This window comes from Azospirillum sp. B510 (assembly GCF_000010725.1).
Lineage (GTDB): Bacteria > Pseudomonadota > Alphaproteobacteria > Azospirillales > Azospirillaceae > Azospirillum > Azospirillum lipoferum_B.
Genome location: NC_013858.1, coordinates 270015 through 287839, shown reverse-complemented (window position 1 = coordinate 287839; position 17825 = coordinate 270015). Strand labels below are relative to the sequence as shown.

The following is a 17825-nucleotide window of genomic DNA, read 5'->3' as shown; positions in this document are numbered from 1 at the left end:
CCGATGCCGGACGCTTCCACCCATCCGCGGCCGCCGGACTTCGACCGGCCGTCCGGGTCCCTCTCCCTGGCGGATGTGCCGGTACCGGGGGACCTGCTGCTCGTGGCGCAGAGCTATTGGCCGGAGCCGGCCGGCAGCGCGCCGATGATGACCGACCTCGCCACCGCCTTCGCGGCGGCCGGGGCCGATACCACGGTGCTGACCGCGCGCCCCAACTATCCCGGCAACCGGGTCTATGACGACTATGCCGACGGGTCGCGGGACAGCCGGACGGTGGACGGGGTGCTGATCGAGCGTCTCCACACCATCCCGCCGGCCGGCGGCGGCCTGAAGGCCCGGCTGATCCACGAGGGCGTGCTGCATGCCGGCTTCGCCGCGGCCCTCGCCCGCCGCCGGGTCGGGCGGCACCGGGCGGTGCTGTCGCTCTGCCCGTCGATCCTGTCGGTGGCGATCGCCAACCGGTTCAAGACCACGGACGGCCGCCATGTCGCCATCGTCCATGACATCCAGTCCGGCCTCGCCGGGGCGTTGGGCATGGGCGGCAAGGCGGCGGTCAAGGCGATCCGCGCCATGGAGCGCGCCGCGTTGAACCGCGCCGACGCCATCGTCGTCCTGTCGGAACCGATGCGCGGCGTGCTGGAGGAACTGGGCGTCACCCGGCCGATCCATGTGATTCCGCCCCATGTCGACGCCGACGCGGTCCACCCGCTGCCGCGCCCCGACCAGCCGCCCACCGCGCTCTACAGCGGCGCCTTCGCCCGCAAGCAGGGGCTGGAGCAGGTGCTGGACATGGCGGGCCATCTGGCGGCGCTGATGCCGCAGGCCCGCGTCCTGCTGCGCGGGCAGGGCGGGCTGGAGGAGGAGCTGAAGTCCCGCGCCCAGGCGATGGGGCTCGGCACCGTGGTCTTCCAGCCGCTGGCGCCGAAGGACCGGCTGAACGAGGCGATGGCGGAGGGCGACGTCCATCTGGTGCCCCAGCGGCCGGAAGGGGCGGCCTTCGCCATGCCCGGCAAGGCGGTGACCATCCTCGCCGCCGGCCGCCCCTTCGTCAGCACCTGCCTGCCGGGATCGGCGCTCGCCACGCTGGAGACCGAGGTCGGCGCCTTCCTCTGCACCCCGCCGGAGGAACCGCGGGCGATGGCCGAGGCGGTGGCCTCCCTGCTGTCGGACCCCGCCCGCGCCACCGCCATGGGCCGCCGCGGCCGCGCCTGGGTGGAGGCGAACGCCACCCGCGCCGTGGCGCTCGACCGCTACGCCCGCCTTCTGATGGGAGAGGCAGCATGAAGAAGCCCGCGCTGGTCTTCAGCTGGGAGATGTTCGGCCCCTACCACATGGACCGGCTGGAGGCGGTCGGCCGCCGGCTGGGCCATGTCTATGACGTGGTCGGGCTGGAGGTCGGGTCGAAATCGCACACCTACGCCTGGGATTCGACCGGAACGGGCCGGAATTTCCGCAAGATCACACTGTTCCCCGGCCAGTCGAAGGCCGACCTGTCGACGGCCACGGTGTATCGCGCCCTGCTGCGCGAATGCCGGCGCGCCGACGCGCGCTATGTCTTCCTGTGCCATTACGAGGATCCGGACGTCTTCGCGCTCGCCCTGACCATGCGGCTGATGGGGCGCCGTGTCATCAACATGAACGCGTCCAAATACGACGACAAGCCGCGCATCCTGTGGCGCGAGATGGTCAAAAGCGTCTTCTACGCCCCCTATCAGGCGGGGATCGGCGGCAGTCACCGCACGGTGGATTACTTCCGCCTGTTGGGTCTTCCGAAGGATCGGCTCTACATCGGATACGACACGCTGTCGCTCGAGCGCATCCGCCGCCTGTCCGGGATGGAACCGGCCCCTGGTGGAGTACCCTTCGCCGATCGCCACTTCACCATCATCGCGCGCTTCGTCCCGAAGAAGAACCTGTTCAGGGCGGTCGAAGCCTACGACATTTACCAACGGCTGGCCGGTCCGGCCGCCCGCCCGCTTCACCTCTGCGGGTCCGGCCCGCTTGAGGCGGAACTGCGGGCCGAGGTGACGCGGCGCGGGCTGGACGGGTCGATCGTCTTCCGCGGTTTCCTCCAGGAGAAGGGGATCGCCGAGACATTGGGCTCCACGCTTTGCCTGCTGCTGCCGTCGCTGGAGGAGCAGTTCGGGCTGGTGGTGAACGAGGCGCTCGCCATGGGGGTGCCGACCATCCTGTCCGACCAGTGCGGGGCGCGCGACGTGCTGATCCGCAGCGGGTTGAACGGCCACATCGTGGAGCCGGACAACCCCGAGGGGCTGGCGCGCCACATGCTGTCGGTGGCGGGTGACGAGGAGGAGTGGCGCCGCCTGAGCCTGAACGGGCGCCCCTTCGAGGCATTGGCTGATGCCAGCTTCTTCGCCCAGTCGGTGGAGAAGGCCGTGGTCGCGCTGGGAGGCCCGAAGGCCGAGCGCAGCGCCGATACGGACTATGCGTCCGACTATTCCGCCGACCCGGAGGGTGGCCAGCGTGGCCGGTCCGCCGGCGCGGCCCTGACCGGGAGTTGACGATGGAACGGAACGCGCGCCCCCATGTGGTCGTCTCCGGGCGCCTGCCGCCGCCGGTGGACGGGATGAGCCGGGTCACCGCCCTGGTGCTGGACCGCCTGCGCGACCGCATGCGGGGGCGCGGCCGTGTCGAGGTCGCCGACCTGTCGCCGGGCTGGAACGGCGGTGGACCCGCCTATCACCTGCGCAAGGTGACGCGGGTGGCCCGCACCATGGGCCGGCTCGCCGCCGGGCTGCGCAAGCCCGACCGCCGCTTCTACATGCCGGTGGATTCGGGCTGGGGCACGCTCTACACCGCCGCACTCGCCGGCACCGCGCGGATGTTCGGCTATGACCGGGTGCTGCACCATCATTCCTTCGCCACCATAGCCAAGCCGACCTGGCGGATGCGGCTGCTGACCAGGGTGGCCGGGGCCGACTGCACCCATGTGCTGCTGTGCCCGGCGATGCAGATGCGCTTCCAGTCGGTCTATCCGGCGGCGCGGACCTGCATGGCGATGTCGAACGCCATCTTCTCGATGCCGGACACCGCGCCGCGCCGCCGGCGCGACGGTCCGCTGCGCATCGGCCATCTGTCGAACCTGTGCGCCGACAAGGGACTGGACACGCTGTTCGCCCTGCTGCGCGCCTTGCAGATCGAGGGGGTGGACGCGAAGCTGATCCTTGCCGGTCCCGGTCTGACGCAGCGGGACGATGTGATGGTCGCCGCCGGGCTGATGGCCTTCGACGGGGCGGTCGAGTATCACGGCCCGGTTTCCGGCGAGGCCAAGGACGCCTTCTACCGCGACATCGACGTCTTCGTCTTCCCCACCCAATATCGGAACGAGGCCCAGCCGCTGGTCCTGTTCGAGGCGATGGCGGCCGGCGTGCCGGTGCTGGCCTATGAGCGCGGCTGCATCGGCTCCGACATCCCGGCCGACGGGCTGGTGCCGCGGAACGCCGATTTCGTCAAGGCGGCCGTGCCGATCCTGTCCGCCTGGGCCGATGACCGCGAGGCGCTCGCCGCCGCCTCGGCCCAGACCCTGACACGGGCGCGGGTCGCCCATGAGACCAGCCGCAGCGGCCTGGATCTGCTGCTCGACCGCATCGCCGGCCCGCACCCGGCCACGGCATCCGCCGCCGTGCCGGCCAAGCGCCGGGTGGCGGGTTAGTACTACAGCCGGTCGCGAAAGACGGAATATGCGGCCGGGCGGCCTGTTGAGCTTGGAACCGACTGGAGGGTCCGAGCATGACCGAGATGACGGAAGCGGCGGAATGGTCCGATGCCCTGGAAGGGCTGGTCGGCGGATTGAGGTCCTTCTACAGCGCGGCCGGTCGCCAACGGGCTCTGCGTTACGTGAGAGGTCTTTTGGCGCCGCTGGATCGCAAGAATGGCTGGCAGTTGGCCGAAGCCGCCGGGGATTGCTCGCCGGCGGCGATGCAGGATTTCCTGGCCCGGACCCGTTGGGATGCCGACGCCGTCCGCGACGACCTCCAGGCCTATGTCATCGAACGGTTGAGCGACGATGAGGCCGTGCTGGTCCTCGATGAAACCGGCTTCGTCAAGAAGGGCACCCGCTCGGTCGGGGTGAAGCGGCAGTATTCCGGCACCGCCGGACGTATCGAAAACTGCCAGATCGGCGTCTTCCTCGGCTACGCCAGCCGACGCGGCCGGGTGCTGGTCGACCGCGCTCTCTATCTGCCCGAGGACTGGGCTGGCAACGACGAACGCCGACGGATGGCCGGCGTCCCCAACGCCGTCGGCTTCGCCACCAAGCCGAAACTGGGGCGGGCGATGCTGGAGCGCGCCGTGGCAGCCGGCCTGCCCTGCCGCTGGGTGACCGCCGACTCCGTCTACGGCGGGGACTACGCGCTGCGGCTATGGCTGGAGCGCCAACCGCTGGGCTACGTGCTGGCGATCACCAGCAAACAGCGCGCGCCCATGGGCTTCGATACGGTCAAGGAGCGGACGACCGGCTTCACCGCCACCGACTGGCAGCGGTTGAGTGCTGGCGACGGAGCCAAGGGGCCACGCCTCTACGACTGGGCGCACAAAACCTACGCTTCCCTGCGCGAGGGCTGGTGCCGCGGTCTGCTGGTGCGCCGCTCCATCGCCGAGCCGGACAAACTCACCTACTATCTGACCTTCGCCCCGGAAGGCACGCCGGTCGCCACATTGGTCCGGGTCGCCGGGTCGCGCTGGACCATCGAGTCCTGCTTCGAGGCGGCGAAGGGCGAGGTCGGGCTCGACCAGTACGAGGTGCGCTCGTGGACCGGCTGGCACCGCCACGTCACCTTGGCCATGCTGGCCCTGGCCTTTCTCACCGTCGTGCGCACGGCGGCCATCGGGGGGAGAGGATCAACTCGACCTGTCCGCCGATCTTCTGCCCTTGACCGTGCCCGAGATCCGCGCCCTCCTGGTCGCCTTGATCGGCCGGCCCCCCGCGCCACCCACCGCCATTATCGATTGGTCCATCTGGCGAAGACGCCACCAACAGCGAGCACGGCGCTCCCATTGGAAACGACGCACCCAAACCGATAAGGACCGGCTGTAGTATTAGGGCCTGTTGACATTCATCGTGTTACCAAGACGGTAGCGACGAGGTTAATGGCAGCGGCGAAGCTTGTATCAGTTTTGTCGTATCGTGTGGCGATGCGTCGGAATTCTTTGATTTTGCAGAAGAAGTTCTCGACCAGATGGCGCCATTTGTACATCTCGGCGTCGTGGGGAATCGGGGGAGATCGGTTGGCCTTGGACGGAATGACGGCGACCGCGCCTCGCTCGGCGATCAAGATACGGATGGCGTTGCTGTCGAAGGCTTTGTCAGCCAGCAAGGCGGAGAATTCGATGCCGTCCAGCACCGGTTCGACGCCGACGCTGTCATGTCGCTGGCCCGGCAGCAGGATGAAGCGCCCAAGGTTCCCCAACGCATCGACGACGGCCAGGATCTTGGTCGTCAGCCCGCCACGAGAGCGACCGATGGCCTGAGCCTGAGTCCCCCCCTTGCGCCGGTACCGTGCTGATGCACCCGGACAATCGTGCCATCAATGATCGCGTACTCGAAGTCCGCGTCGCTCGATAAAGCGGCGAAGACCTCGTCGAAGACACCGGCCTTGGCCCATCGGCGATAGCGCTGGAACACCGAGTTCCAATTGCCGAACGCTGCGGGCAAGTCCCGCCAGGGCGCTCCAACGCGGACGATCCACAGGACCGCCTCCAAAAACAGGCGATTGTCCGCTGCCGAGCGGCCAGGGTCACCCACTTTGCCGGGAAGAAGCGGCGCTATCCGCTCCCACTGATCATCTCGCAATACAATCCGATCCAAGGCCACCTCCCTTTTGGTAGCCTTGAATCAAATTTCTGTGACCACAGGAAGCCCCTTCTCAACGCGAATGTCAACAGGCCCTAGCTCCCTCTCCCCGGAGGGGAGAAGGGATGTGTCCCGCCCCCCAAAGGCAGCGCCGTCTCGAACTTGATCTCCTTCAGGGCGAAGTTGGAGCGGATGCGGACCTGGAAGGGCAGTTGGAAGACGAACTCCTCCAGGAAGCGGTTGTAGTCGGCGATGGCCCGCACCGCGACCCGCAGCAGATAATCCGCGTCGCCCGACACCGCATAGCATTCCAGCACCTCCGGCCGTTTGCGCACGGTGTCGATGAAGATCGCCGCGGTCTCCGCCGAATGGCGGTCGAGCGTCACATGGGCGAAGACGCATTCGCCCACCGACGCCGCCTTGGGATCGACCAGCGCCGTATAGCGGCGGATCACCCCGGTCTCCTCCAGCGACTTCAGCCGGCGCCAGCAGGAGGAGGGGGAGGTGCCGACGCGGTCCGCCAGCTCCTGCACCGTCAGGCGCGCATCCTCCTGCAAAGCGATGAGGAGTCTGACGTCGCTTTCCGAAAGAGCCGATGGCATCGGAAAATCTCTCCACCATGTCCCGGTGTTGCGGGAAAGCCTGCCAAAATCATAGGTGGGCCCGCCCCGCTTTGAAAGCTATTTCCACAAACAGTCAGGTACACTGATCGCGGAATTGACCAAGGGAGGGACGCCATGGCCGACATGTGGGAAAACCCGATGAGGACCGACGGCTTCGAGTTCATCGAATTCACCGCGCCGGACACCGTGGCGTTGGGCCGCCTGTTCGAGCGGCTGGGATTCACCGCGATCGCCCGCCACCGGTCGAAGGATGTCACGCTCTATCGCCAGGGCGACGTCAACTTCATCGTCAATGCCGAGCCGTCGGGCTTCCCGCGCAACTTCGCCGCCCAGCATGGCCCGTCGATCTGCGCCATCGCCTTCCGCGTCGCCGACGCCGCCGAGGCATATCACCGGGCGCTCGATCTCGGCGCCTGGGGTGTCGAGACCCGTGTCGGCGCGATGGAGCTGAACATCCCCGCCATCAAGGGCATCGGCGATTCGCTGATCTACCTCGTCGACCGCTATGCCGACCGCGGCAGCATCTATGAGGTCGATTTCGTGCCCCTGCCGGGGGTGGAGCAGCATCCCCTGGGCGCCGGCCTGACCTACATCGACCATCTGACCCACAATGTCCACACCGGGCGGATGGCGGAATGGGCCGACTTCTACAGCCGCCTGTTCGGTTTCCGCGAGATCCGCTATTTCAACATCGAGGGCAAGCTGACCGGCCTGCGGTCGAAGGCGATGACCAGCCCCTGCGGCAAGATCCGCATCCCGATCAACGAGTCCGCCGACAACAAGTCGCAGATCGTCGAATATCTGCGCGACTACAAGGGCGAAGGCATCCAGCATGTGGCGCTCGGCACCGACGACATCATCCGGACGGTGGAGACGATGCGCGGCATGGGCACCCCGTTCCAGGACACGCCCGACACCTATTACGAGCGGATCGACGGCCGCGTACCCGGCCACGGGCAGGACCTGAAGCGCTTGCAGGCCAACCGCATCCTGATCGACGGCGCCCCGACGGAAGGGAAGGGCCTGCTGTTGCAGATCTTCACCCAGACCGTCATCGGCCCGATCTTCTTCGAGATCATCCAGCGCATCGGCAACGAGGGGTTCGGCGAGGGCAATTTCAAGGCGCTGTTCGAGTCCATCGAACTCGACCAGATCCGCCGTGGCGTGCTGAACGAGGATGCCGCCTGATCGCCGTTCGCCACGAGCCATATTCATATTCAGGGTCATATCCATGTTTGGCGGAGGAGCATGACCTGAAATCGCTACCCCTTCCGGGCGTCTGGCTTCGATGCGCGCCCTGCGCGATCCTCCGGCCCGATGCGTCGATGAAGGAGATCCGGGCGTGGCGAGCACAATCCTTTCAAGCAATGCAGCCGGGCCCGGCCGCCGTATTCTTCGTCTTTCGCCGGGGGTCGCTCTGGTCGTCTGGCTGCTGATCGTTCCGCTGGCGCTGGTGGCGCTCGGGGTCTGGCAGGAGCGGCGTGGTGCCGCGACGCGCGACGAGTACCGGCAGGCGGCGCAGGAACTGCCGGAGACGCTTGCCCAACTCCAGCGGATCGAGGCCAAGACTCCGTCGGCCGTCGTGACCATGGGCGGGCCGGGCGGCACCAGCATGGTCGTCTCCCTGGCCGTCGCCCGCGTCCGCAGCGCCATCGGCACGGTGGAGGAGGGCGTCGAGGTCTCGGTGATCCGCTACCCTTTGAGCTGGGGCACGATGGCCGGCGGACTGCTGGCCTTCCTCGCCGGGCTCATCGGATTGCTGGCGGCCCGGATCGCGGCGTCGCGGGCACGGGGGTCGCGTGATGCCCTGGTGCGGAGCTTCGACCGCTTGAGGCGGCTCCTGCCCTTCACGCTCGCCGGCCTGCTCGTCGGCCTCAGCCTTTCCGGCATCTCGGCCTCGCTGTTCGAAGCGGCGGGCCTGTGGTTCTGGGACCATCTGTCCACCGGCAGTGTCAAGCTGTTCGGCGTCGGCGTGGCGCTCGCCGTCTTCGCCGCCTACAGCGCGGTGACGGCGGTGATCGCCATGCGCCGCGTCTTCAACCTCTACACCATGGAACCGCTCGACGTCCGTGGCGTGGTGGTCGACCGCGAGCAGGCGCCCGGCCTGTGGCGCTTCGTCGAGGATCTGGCGGCCCGGCACGAGGCGCTGATGCCGGACAGCATCCTGATCGGACTGACCGAGGGCTTCTTCGTGACCGAGGCGCCCGTCCGGCCGAGCGGGGAGGAGAAAATACTGTCCGGCCGGACCCTTCACCTGCCGGCCCCCTACCTGCCGCTGATCGGCGAGACCGAACTGGCCGCCGTCATCGGGCATGAACTGGCCCATTTCTCGGGTGGAGACACCGCCTACAGCCGCCGCTTCGCCCCGATCCATGCCGGATTGTGGCGAACCATGACCGCGCTCGGCGAGCGCGGCGGCAGCGGCGGCTTCGTGCTCACCCCCGCCTTGCACCTCGGCTTCCACACGCTGGAGAGTTTCGATCTCGCCGTGGCCCAGCACGCGCGGCAGCGCGAACTGGAGGCCGACCGCCGGAGCAGTCTGGTCAGCGGCCCGGAGAGCGTGCCCCTCGCCCTGCTTCGCACCGCCGCACTGGCCCCCATCATCGTCGGGACGCTGGACGACGCCTTTTCCTCCCCCGACACGGTCGCACCGGATCTGGTGGCGGAGATCCTGCGCCGGGCCGGGGATGGTGTGCCCGATCCCGCCGCCCGCATCGAGGAGTGCCAGCCCCACCCGACCGACCGTCATCCGCCGACCGCCCTGCGGATCAGCACCCTTGGCGTCCCGCTCGACGAGCGCCTGCTGGCCCGCGCCGCCCGCGGACCGGCGACGGAGGACACCGACCTGCCGCATCGGCTGTTCGCCGATTGGACCGGCCTTTGCCATACGCTGTCCGCGGCGTTCCTGGACGAGGCCCGTCAGGCCCACCGGCTGAGCCGGGAAGAGCTGGAGATGGCCGCCGCCGCCATCCCGGCGGAGCACACGGTGCTTTACGAGAATGGCAGGCCGATGATCTGGGCCATGGCCCTCATCGCGGCCCTGTTCATCGCCTTCTCCATCGGCGTCCTCTTCTTCGCGCCGGCTCTCGGCATTGGCCATGATCCGGCGACGGCGACCTTCATCGCGGTGCTGACCGCCGCCGGGGCCGTGAGCGCCCTGCTCTATGCGGCCTGGATCCGCCACAAGACGAAGACGCCGCTGATGATCCTCACCCCCGAGGCGCTGATGTCGTCGCGGCTGCGGGAGGGCATCGCCTGGACCGACGTCGCCGCGATGCGGGTGACGGCGTCGCAGCGGCTGGCGCTGGTGCTTGCCCTGCACGAGCAGGCGCCGCTGCCCAACCGGATCGGCTTTTCCATCTACAACAAGGTGAACCGGCGCAAACGGATCGTGGTGCTGGAGGCGATGGGCATCCGCGGCTTGAAAGCGGTCGATTTCGAGGCGCTGCTGAGCCGCTACCTGTCCGCCGCCTATGCCCGCCGCCGGCTTGCCAGCGAGAGTGAGGGCGCCTGACCGACGGCGCCCGCAAGAGCGGATGTGCGGAAACCTTCGCAGAGAGGATTTCCGTACAGCCATTCCGCCTCAATCGGAGTTTCTGTTCCGTTGCTACCCGGCCCCCATTTGCCGGCGCGTTTCTGTCAGGCGACACCTGGAATTTCCGGAACCACCCACCGTGGCCGTCGAAAGCCGTCCAACTGACCAAGCCCGAAGGCATCACGATACGCTGAAGGTGCATGACGCACCTGGCACGTTGCTGACAGCCTCAGGGTAAGCCTGTCAGCAACAGGGATCAAACGCGCAGAGCGGTTAGATATCTGACGTTCCTGACATGAGCAATCCTCCTATATTTATTTCCATAATATACATTATGTGTCTTTGTGTTGTAGGCGCAAAGCTAAAATAGTGCTCCTTGCCGAACGCTCGGCTGGTGCTGGTCGGTGCGACCTCCCCCGAGGGCGAGATTCTTCTGAAGCGCTATCCGGTCGAGCCGTTGGAACGTTTGGGGCGTCAGCCCTGGTCGGAGGTCAAGCGTGAGGTGTCGCGCGCCAGCGTCCTGATGTTGCCATCATTGGAAGATGGTTTCGGATACGTCATGGCCCAGGCGATGGCCTGCGGCTGCCCGGTGATAGCCTCGGAGCACATCGGCGCCCGCGACCTCTTCACCGATGAGCGCGAGGGCTGCATCGTGACCGCGCACATCACTGGGCACGGAGCCCGCGTGGCATATGAACATCGCGCGGAATCGCACGGAAATCCAAGCCACCCACGACAGGATTCCCTCTCAAGTCAGCGAGCCAAAAACCGGACCGTCCGACGATGCCCTGCCCTTTCTCATCAAATGGGAAGGGCAGGGCTCCGGGTGATTGGGAAAAAATTGCCGATCAGGGACTGTCCATAGCGATCGAGTGTCGGAATTTTCATTTTTCCGTGATTCTATTGAAAATCCTGGAACTCTTTTTTGTCTCATCAATGCCACGGGAAACCCCCTCATTCATAATTTCCTAACCATAAGTGTTAGTACCCGATTAAGCCTAAGAGACGAGCCTGCGGAACAAGGCGATACCCATAAAGCGGAGTTCCAAAATGGCTACCACCAACACCGACGGTACGATCCAGGTCACCTTCGCGGTCAATGCCTGGGGCACGCCCGCCGGCGGAAAATGGCCGCATTTCCAATTGCTTGTGGATGGCGCCCGCATCGGGGAAGCCACCGTCTCCTCCGCCACCCAGTCGCGTTACGTCTTCACCGCCACCGTGCCGGCCGACAAGGCGCACGCGCTGCAACTCGTCTACGACAATGACGACACGGTCAACGGGGAGGACCGCAACCTGTTCGTCAAGTCGTTCGAGGTGAATGGCAAGACCATCCTGTCGATCGACCAGTCGGTGAAATACGACACCGGCAAGATCGATGGGCTCAACGTCATCGCCGGCCAGACGGAGATGCTCTGGCCGGGCGCGCTGAACGTGCCGCTGCCCGCTTCCTACTTCTCGTCCACCGCCACCGCTCCGGACGGTGAGCAGGCCTCCGTCATGACCACGACCATCAAGGTCAGCGCCTATGGCGTCAGCGCCGCCGGCCAGGCCCCCCATTTCAAGCTGCTGGTCGATGACCAGGTGGTCGGCGACGCCTGGGTCAGCGCCACCTCCCCCACCGACTACAGCTTCACCGCCAAGGTGGACCCGAACGAGGCCCACAAGATCCAAATCTGGTACGACAACGACGCCACCGTGAACGGCGTCGACCGCAACCTGTTCGTCAAGTCGATCAACATCGACGGCCAGACCATCGCGGCGACCTCCGACATGGCCTCCTACGACAAGGGCGCGGTGGACGGCAAATTCGTCGTCGCCGGTCAGGAAGGGCTCTATTGGGGCGGCGCCCTGACCTTCGGCGTGCCGGAGGAGTATTTCGGCGGACCCTATGTTCCGCCGCCCCCGCCGCCGCCCTCCAAGTCGGTGGATATCGTCGTCGACGCCCATGGCACCTCGGCCGGCGGGCAGGCGGCGCATTTCAAGCTGCTGGTCGACGGGCGGGTGATCGGCGACGCCAAGGCGGCCGCGACCTCCACCGCCTACAAATTCACCACCGACATCGATCCGACCAAAGCCCACACGGTCCAGGTCTGGTACGACAACGACGCCACCGTGAACGGCGTCGACCGCAACCTGTTCGTCAAATCGGTCTCGATCAACGGCCATAGCGTCGCCGCCACCGACAGCATCGTCACCTATGACAAGGGGGCGGTCGATGGCAAGGACGTGGTCAAGGGCCAGGAAGGTCTCTATTGGGGTGGCGCCCTGACCGTCAAGGCCGGCGCCGACCTGTTCGGCGATACCCCGTCCATCCCGACGACGCCCCCCACCCCTCCGACCAAGCCGGCCTTCTATGTCGCCGCCAACGGCAAGGACAGCTGGTCGGGCAAGCTGGCGGCCCCCAACGCCGACGGCACCGACGGTCCCTTCGCCAGCCTGGAGAAGGCCCAGGCCGCCATGCGCGCCGACCACGGCATCGACACCACCTATGTCCGCGAGGGCACCTATCACCTGACCAGGACGCTGGAACTGACGGCGTTCGACAACGGCCACAGCTTCCAGAACTATCCGGGCGAAAAGCCGGTGCTGAGCGGCGGCGAGGTGGTGAAGAGCTTCACCAGCGAGGGCGACGGCCTCTATTCGGCCAAGCTCGCCACCGCCAGCAACCTCGACCTGATCGTCGGCGACGTCCGCCAGCATCTGGCCGAGAAATACGCCTATGACAGCGCCGACGTGACCAGCGGCTGGCATTTCGCCGACGCCGCGTCGGGGGGACCCAGCGGCTGGGCCATCCGCTCCCACGGCGGCGAGGTGACCGCCACCGACATCCAGCCGGGCACGCTGATCCAGATCATGGATGCCGAACGGCTGGGCGACACGCTGACCAGCATCGCCGGTTTCAATGCGGCCACCCACACCATCACGCTGAAGAACGGGGCCTCCCTGCCCTTCGCCGACGGCACCACCTACAAGCTGCTGAACAACCCCGCCTATGTCGATCAGGCCGGCGAGTTCGCCTGGCGGACCAGCGACGGCTCCCTGCTGTACAAGGCCGCCAGTTCCAATTTCGCCTCCTCGGGCGTGGAGGTGCCGCGGCTGGGGACGCTGGTCCGGCTGAACGGCGCCAGCGACGTCACCATCGACGGGCTGACCTTCAAGAACACCACCACCGGCGGCAACGCCCTGGACCTGCTGAAGGCCAGCGGCAACCATATCAGCGACAACAGCTTTCTGAATGTCGGCACCGCCATCCATCTCGGTTCGGGCTCGTCCAACAACCAGATCGCCCACAACAGCCTGAACCATCTGGCCGAGAACGGCATCGAGATGGACGGCCGCAGCAACGGCAACAGCATCTACGCCAACACGATCAGCAACATCGGCGAGGTGCACAAGGCGGTGGCCGGCATCATCGGCACCGGGGTGGACAACAACCTGATCTCCAACAACGACATCGACCACAGCGCCCGCTACGGCATCTCGTTCAAGGATTACGGCGGCACCACCAACACGGTGAACCACAACAACATCATCCAGTTCAACACCATCTCCCACACCGGCCTGGAGACCGCCGACGGCGGCGCCATCGAGATCCTGGGCCGCTCCAGCGTCGATACCGGCATGATCATCCAGGGCAACCGGATCGAACATGCCAACGGTCTGGCCACCAACGCCCAGGATGCCTGGATGCCCGGCCAGAAGGGCTTCGGCATCTATCTCGACGACATGGCCGGCGGCATCACCGTCAAGGACAACTTCATCAAGGACGCCGACTGGGCCTCGGTGCAGATCCATGGCGGCGACAACAACGTCGTGACCAACAATTTCGCGGTCATCGCCAGCAACAAGGAGGACTTCATCCGCATCGAATGGCAGCCGGTGCATGGGCCCGCCGGCGACCCGCACAACAACACCATCACCAAGAACGTGGTGATGGGGACGCTGCCGCTCGACGACTATATCGAGCTGCTGAGCGCCAACGACTTCGTCATCGACAACAACCTCGTCTACAACGTGCCGAAATATGGCGACCATGACGTGATCGGCAAGCCGATGTTCAACAACCCCTATTGGGGCGACTATTCGCTGCAAGCCACCTCTCCGGCCTTCGCCATGGGCATCCACGACCTTGCCTGGACGAAGATGGGCGCCGACGGCGTCGCCCAGGTCGGGCTGGAGCATTTCTGGGACGGCGTCTGACCGCGCGATCCGGCCTGTCCGGACCTGCTCTTCCGGCGCATCGGGGGTACGTCCCCGATGCGCCATGCATGTTTATGCGCATCCTGCTTGGCTCCCGCCTGTTCCGGCACCATATGCCTGCTGCGCCGCGGCCCGGAAGGAACGCGACGCATTCTCATCCACGACCGGACAGACCGAGACCCTTTCCGATGACGCAAGCGAAGTGGAACGCGGGAGCCCTGGCGGCCGCGGCGGCGAGAACCCTGGGAGCCGGCCTCCTGCTGGTGACCGCCCTCACCGCCGGATCGGCGCTGGCCCAGGGCGTCGCCGACGACCGCAAGCCGAAATTCGGCCCCGACGCGCTGCCGATCACCCGCGCCACCGATTATCTCCGCACCACCCCCGCCCCGGATTATTGGGCGCTGAGCCCCTATTACGTGCCGCAGACGACCGGCGCCGCCTGTTCCGTGGCCAGCGTGACGATGATGCTGAACGCGCTGCGCGGGCTGCCGGGGCTGGCATCGGAACGGCTGGTCACCGCCAAGCAGCTGCTGGACCGGCTGGACGACGACCATTGGCGCGAGGCCACCGACGACGATGGCGACGGCATCTCCTTCGGCGAGCTGATCACCTATGTCCGCCGCAGCCTGAGCGCCTACGGCATCGACGCCGATGTCGAGGTCTGGCGCCCGCGCGACACCTCCCCCGCCACGCTGGCGGAACTGCGCCGCATCCTGATCGATAACGAGCGCAGCGCCGACGACATCATCCTGCTGGCCTTCGACCAGGGCACGCTGACCGGCGATGTCGGCGTCGGACACATCGCCCCGCTGGGCGCCTATGACGCCGCGACGAGGCGTGCGCTGGTGATGGACCCCGACCGCAGCTGGTACGTGCCCTATTGGACCAGCGACGCCCGGCTGCTGGAAGCCATGCTGAAGCCGGACCATGGCGATCCCGAGGGCAGCGGCCTGATCCGTGTCCGCGCCCGCCGGGTGTCTGGCTGAACGATACCGCCGGCCCCTCAGATGCACCGCCCGCCATCGACCTCCAGGCACACGCCGGTCAGGAAGGATCCCTCGTCGGAACAGAGATAGAGTGCGGCGTTGGCGATGTCATCCGGCGTCGACAGGCGGCCGAGCGGGATGCTGCGCAGGAACTGCTCCCGGCGCTCCGGCGTGTCCTGCCCCATGAAGCGGTGGAGCATGCCGGTCTCACCCGCCACCGGTGCTATGGCACAGACGCGGACATTGTCGGCCGCCAGCTCCGCCGCCATCGACTTGGTCAGGGTGATCACCGCCCCCTTGGAGCCATTGTACCAGGTGAGGTTCGGCCGCGGCCGCAGGCCGGCGGTCGACGCGATGTTCAGGATCACGCCGCCGCCCTGGGCGCGGAACACCGGCACGGCATGGATGGCGCCGTGATAGAGCGACTTCACATTGACGGCATAGATGCGGTCGAAGGTGGCTTCGTCGACCTCCAGCATCGAGCCGTAGCGGTGGGTGTAGCCGGCATTGTTGATCAGGATGTCGAGCCGTCCGAACGCCCCCAGGGCGGCGGAGACGATGGCCTCGTAATCCTCGCCAACCGCCACGTCGGCGCGGACGGCGAGCGCCGTCTCGCCCAGGCTGTCGGCGACGCGGCCGGCGGCGGCCTCGTCCAGGTCGGCGACGATGACGCGGGCCCCCTCGGCGGCGAAACGGCGGGCGATGCCCTCGCCGAAGCCCGATCCGCCACCGGTGACGACGGCGACCTTGTCAGACAAACGCATGAGCGGTTCCTCCCCGGCTGTGCGCGGCCGTTGGGCGCGCGGGCACCCGTACAACAGGGAACCGGCGCCATCGGCCGCATCGTGAACGCGGCGAAGAACGCATGATAGCGCGAAGCCGCCCGGTGGGGCAGTCGCGATCAGCCGATGCGTCGATTTGGATACCATGAGGAGAATGGCGCGAGTGACGGGACTTGAACCCGCGGCCTCCGGCGTGACAGGCCGGCGCTCTAACCAACTGAGCTACACCCGCGCGATGGCTCCCGGTGCTGGACTCGAACCAGCGACAAGCGGATTAACAGTCCGCTGCTCTACCAACTGAGCTAACCGGGAACGGAGGCCGCTTTATAAAAACGTTGACGGACCCTGGCAAGCGGAAAAACGCAAAGCCTCGCATTTTTTTGGAGATCGGAGTGAACCGCCGTCATCGTCGACCTGACAGCAGGATTGTCGAAGGCGGAAACGGCAGCGGGCCGGCATCCTCAAGATGCATAGGCATCGAAGCATTTTACCATTTATAGCGGCATCTGATGGAATTAATGATTCATTATGGAGAATATACATACAGTATGAACCCCCATAAGGATTTGTCATTTCCGTCAGCACCCCCATCCGCCGCCAAACCAGGAGACCTCCATGTCTCATAACGCAAGCAGCCTGTTCTCAGCTCTGTCCGCCACCAGCCAGGCGGGAACATGGAAGCCTGTGGGCGCGGCGGTCGGCAAGAGCAAGAGCCTGGTCGCCTCCGCGTTTTCGCCACCGTCCGCCGAAGCCGCCGACAGCGTGGACGTCAGTCCCCTCGGCAAGGCATTGACCGGCGTGGCCGCCAAGGTCTTCGAAAAGCTGGATGGCAAGGCGCGCAGCATGCTGGAGGAGTCCGTCAAGGCGGGGGTGTTGACGGCCGATGATGTGGTCAAGGGGCTTCGCGGCATCGCCAAGGAGGCGGTTCAGAATCGATACTTCAGGGAAGCGCCGCGCACCCAGGAGGAAATCGAGGTCGGTGAAAAAATTCGATCTATCAGTGATAATAAAATGAGATTCAATGCCGAGCAAGCGCGCATATCCGATTCATTCCTTAAGAGAATGGGAAAAGTAAATAATGACAATTCCGGTGAAAGCATACCGGCTGCAAGCGGCTCTCTCTTAAAGGAAATGACCGCAGCCTTGGAGGATCATAAAAAAAACTTCGTTCAGAGCTATGGCCCCCTTGACGAGAAGGTCATGAAGGATGGGGAGGAGGTCGATGGCAATTTCATGATGCGGCGCCTCGGCAACAACCTCCGCCATTCGGACATATTTTCCGGCGAAGACGATCCGGCGATATTCTCCCCGTCAGATTCGAAAGCCGTCGAGAAACTGTTCAATGCCGGATTCCGGCCGGCGGCTTATCGGGATGCCGCGACTGCGTTCGCCGCGGAAACGGATTTCAACGGGATCCCCGATTTGCAGCGGCCCCCCGCCCTGCCCCAGTCCAAGCAGGCCGCCACCGACAGGTTGCCTCCCGGCTATTCCGATGGCAAAGCCCAGTTGGATGCGGCATGGCAAGCGGCAAGCGCGATGAACGCCAAGAAGACGGGGGAGGAGGACCCGATGGTCGCCCTGTTGAAGGCCAATGCGAACGCCACATACAGCCGTCAGGACTATCCGGCCCTCCAGCCGCTGCCAGCAACCACGGGAGCGGCAGCGGCCGGCGCCGGCACTGCCACCAGCAAGGACGCCACCGAAAAGGACGCTGTTCTCGAAGCGCTGACTCGATCGCTGAAGTCCGGCGTCTCCCCCGCCTCTTCCACGATCGAGGGCGCGCGGACCGATACCGTGGTTTGACATTTCCGCCGCCATGCGTTGACGCGGGCCGGAGCATCCCGTTTGCCGGATGCCGGCGGGATGTTACACGACCAAAAGTCG

12 protein-coding genes, 2 tRNA genes and 1 pseudogene are annotated in these 17825 nt (G+C 66.1%); 10 read left to right on the top strand and 5 right to left on the bottom strand.

The features are described 5' to 3' along the window. Positions 1 to 3: 3 nt before the first annotated feature. The 4 genes from AZL_RS28640 to AZL_RS28625 all read left to right on the top strand — a co-directional run bounded on the left by AZL_RS28640 (position 4) and on the right by AZL_RS28625 (position 5043). Positions 4 to 1284 (top strand): glycosyltransferase family 4 protein, encoded by a 1281-nt coding sequence (locus tag AZL_RS28640; protein ID WP_012977882.1) that lies wholly within the window; start codon positions 4 to 6, stop codon positions 1282 to 1284. After that, positions 1281 to 2522, top strand: a complete 1242-nt coding sequence (locus AZL_RS28635; RefSeq protein ID WP_012977881.1) for a glycosyltransferase family 4 protein — start codon at positions 1281 to 1283, stop codon at positions 2520 to 2522. The genes AZL_RS28640 and AZL_RS28635 overlap by 4 nt, the downstream gene beginning before the upstream one ends. A gap of 2 nt (positions 2523 to 2524) precedes the next feature. Beyond that, the gene (locus tag AZL_RS28630) at positions 2525 to 3673 is read left to right on the top strand and encodes a glycosyltransferase family 4 protein (protein WP_012977880.1); all 1149 of its coding nucleotides are present in this window, start codon (positions 2525 to 2527) and stop codon (positions 3671 to 3673) included. A gap of 77 nt (positions 3674 to 3750) precedes the next feature. Next, complete coding sequence (locus tag AZL_RS28625) at positions 3751 to 5043, top strand: IS701-like element ISAzs6 family transposase (protein WP_012973655.1); 1293 nt, start codon at positions 3751 to 3753, stop codon at positions 5041 to 5043. Between the two features lie 32 nt (positions 5044 to 5075). On the opposite strand, the pseudogene AZL_RS34920 reads toward AZL_RS28625, so the two are convergent. Both AZL_RS34920 and AZL_RS28610 read right to left on the bottom strand, forming a co-directional pair. Continuing rightward, positions 5076 to 5764: pseudogene (locus AZL_RS34920) on the bottom strand (IS5 family transposase). Between the two features lie 143 nt (positions 5765 to 5907). Next, positions 5908 to 6414: an Lrp/AsnC family transcriptional regulator gene (locus AZL_RS28610; RefSeq protein WP_012977879.1), complete on the bottom strand. Its 507-nt coding sequence runs from the start codon at positions 6412 to 6414 to the stop codon at positions 5908 to 5910. Positions 6415 to 6549: 135 nt separating this feature from the next. Here AZL_RS28610 and hppD point away from each other — a divergent pair, with 135 nt between their 5' ends. From hppD to AZL_RS28585, 5 genes are all read left to right on the top strand, one after another. Then, positions 6550 to 7623, top strand: coding sequence for a 4-hydroxyphenylpyruvate dioxygenase (hppD, locus tag AZL_RS28605; RefSeq protein ID WP_012977878.1), 1074 nt, complete (start codon positions 6550 to 6552; stop codon positions 7621 to 7623). Between the two features lie 154 nt (positions 7624 to 7777). Beyond that, positions 7778 to 9949, top strand: coding sequence for a M48 family metallopeptidase (locus AZL_RS28600; protein ID WP_148219706.1), 2172 nt, complete (start codon positions 7778 to 7780; stop codon positions 9947 to 9949). Positions 9950 to 10346: 397 nt separating this feature from the next. Further along, entirely contained in the window at positions 10347 to 10835 is a 489-nt protein-coding gene (locus AZL_RS34915) for a glycosyltransferase (RefSeq protein ID WP_148219705.1), read from the top strand. A gap of 185 nt (positions 10836 to 11020) precedes the next feature. Beyond that, positions 11021 to 14173, top strand: coding sequence for a carbohydrate-binding domain-containing protein (locus AZL_RS28590; protein WP_012977875.1), 3153 nt, complete (start codon positions 11021 to 11023; stop codon positions 14171 to 14173). A 188-nt stretch (positions 14174 to 14361) separates the two neighbouring features. Further along, the gene (locus tag AZL_RS28585) at positions 14362 to 15159 is read left to right on the top strand and encodes a phytochelatin synthase family protein (protein ID WP_148219704.1); all 798 of its coding nucleotides are present in this window, start codon (positions 14362 to 14364) and stop codon (positions 15157 to 15159) included. 17 nt (positions 15160 to 15176) lie between these two features. Here the strand turns inward: AZL_RS28585 and AZL_RS28580 are convergent, their stop codons facing one another. From AZL_RS28580 to AZL_RS28570, 3 genes are all read right to left on the bottom strand, one after another. After that, positions 15177 to 15923 carry a glucose 1-dehydrogenase gene (locus tag AZL_RS28580; RefSeq protein ID WP_012977873.1) on the bottom strand — a complete coding sequence of 249 codons (747 nt, stop codon included), beginning with the start codon at positions 15921 to 15923 and terminating at the stop codon, positions 15177 to 15179. 173 nt (positions 15924 to 16096) lie between these two features. After that, positions 16097 to 16173: transfer RNA gene (locus tag AZL_RS28575), tRNA-Asp, on the bottom strand. A gap of 4 nt (positions 16174 to 16177) precedes the next feature. Beyond that, positions 16178 to 16253: transfer RNA gene (locus AZL_RS28570), tRNA-Asn, on the bottom strand. Between the two features lie 303 nt (positions 16254 to 16556). Between AZL_RS28570 and AZL_RS28565 the strand changes: the two genes are divergently transcribed. Beyond that, complete coding sequence (locus tag AZL_RS28565) at positions 16557 to 17744, top strand: hypothetical protein (protein ID WP_012977872.1); 1188 nt, start codon at positions 16557 to 16559, stop codon at positions 17742 to 17744. Positions 17745 to 17825: the final 81 nt, after the last annotated feature.

Bases quoted from the DNA above. Each gene is read 5' to 3' on its own strand.
- AZL_RS28640 (WP_012977882.1), top strand. From the start codon at position 4: ATGCCGGACGCTTCCACCCATCCGCGGCCGCCGGACTTCGACCGGCCG.
- AZL_RS28635 (WP_012977881.1), top strand. From the start codon at position 1,281: ATGAAGAAGCCCGCGCTGGTCTTCAGCTGGGAGATGTTCGGCCCCTAC.
- AZL_RS28630 (WP_012977880.1), top strand. From the start codon at position 2,525: ATGGAACGGAACGCGCGCCCCCATGTGGTCGTCTCCGGGCGCCTGCCG.
- AZL_RS28625 (WP_012973655.1), top strand. From the start codon at position 3,751: ATGACCGAGATGACGGAAGCGGCGGAATGGTCCGATGCCCTGGAAGGG.
- AZL_RS28610 (WP_012977879.1), bottom strand. From the start codon at position 6,414: ATGCCATCGGCTCTTTCGGAAAGCGACGTCAGACTCCTCATCGCTTTG.
- hppD (WP_012977878.1), top strand. From the start codon at position 6,550: ATGGCCGACATGTGGGAAAACCCGATGAGGACCGACGGCTTCGAGTTC.
- AZL_RS28590 (WP_012977875.1), top strand. From the start codon at position 11,021: ATGGCTACCACCAACACCGACGGTACGATCCAGGTCACCTTCGCGGTC.
- AZL_RS28585 (WP_148219704.1), top strand. From the start codon at position 14,362: ATGACGCAAGCGAAGTGGAACGCGGGAGCCCTGGCGGCCGCGGCGGCG.
- AZL_RS28580 (WP_012977873.1), bottom strand. From the start codon at position 15,923: ATGCGTTTGTCTGACAAGGTCGCCGTCGTCACCGGTGGCGGATCGGGC.
- AZL_RS28565 (WP_012977872.1), top strand. From the start codon at position 16,557: ATGTCTCATAACGCAAGCAGCCTGTTCTCAGCTCTGTCCGCCACCAGC.